The 683-nt window shown below is 46.7% G+C and carries 1 protein-coding gene; it reads right to left on the bottom strand.

Going from position 1 to position 683, the window contains the following annotated elements; genetic code table 11:
* Positions 1 to 668, bottom strand: a 668-nt coding sequence (locus QEH59_RS18640) for a hypothetical protein (protein ID WP_308986896.1), incomplete at its 3' end; no start/stop codon positions are given.
* Between the last annotated feature and the right edge of the window lie 15 nt (positions 669 to 683).

Below are 683 nucleotides of genomic sequence, written 5' to 3'. Positions count from 1 at the left end.
GTCACCTCAAATACAATCGAACTGCCAAGTTCACTTAGACGAATCGCCCCATTCGCATCATACGTTGCCGTAAAGGTGATGAGATTATCCGTAACTCCCGCCAATATAATATCTTGGTTCTCTGCGAGTAACTCAATCCCTGAAGGCGATGTTCCACTGCTCTCACCAGCAGTGTAGTAAACGACGTCCGATGAACCGTTATTTACCGTAAGAATTGAATCTGTGAAACTTTCAGCTAAAAAATAAGTGAATCCAGCAGACGTGACGCTGGCGCTAACAGGCCCGGTGATGCCTCCAATTGTTCCATCGATATACCCACTAGTATCTATAGTGATGCTACCAAAGGCAATCGCAACAGACTCCGTCGGGAACAGTTGAAGTCGCGTGCCACCTGACTGATTTACGGTGCCACTGTAGATCAGCTCAAAGCTAAATGCGAGCCCGGTAGTTGCATCCGAGAACGAATAGCTGGTAGATGTCGTGCCATCGCTAATTGCTGACTCAACTAGAGTAACCGTGTTCGCTGAAATGCCGTATGGATTCGAGACGGCATCATCATCAAGATTGAATTCCGGATTATATGTGATACTCGCAGCAGATGATACGACGGGCACCGCGAAGGTGGCGACAAATGCGCCGACTAGTATTTTACTTCGTTTAGTTTTCATAGGGTATGTTTTCAT

The organism is Thalassobacterium sedimentorum (assembly GCF_031127905.1).
In the GTDB taxonomy this organism is placed as follows: domain Bacteria; phylum Verrucomicrobiota; class Verrucomicrobiia; order Opitutales; family Coraliomargaritaceae; genus Thalassobacterium; species Thalassobacterium sedimentorum.
The sequence above is the reverse complement of the archived record's forward strand: the minus strand, read 5'-3'. Positions and strand labels throughout refer to the sequence as shown.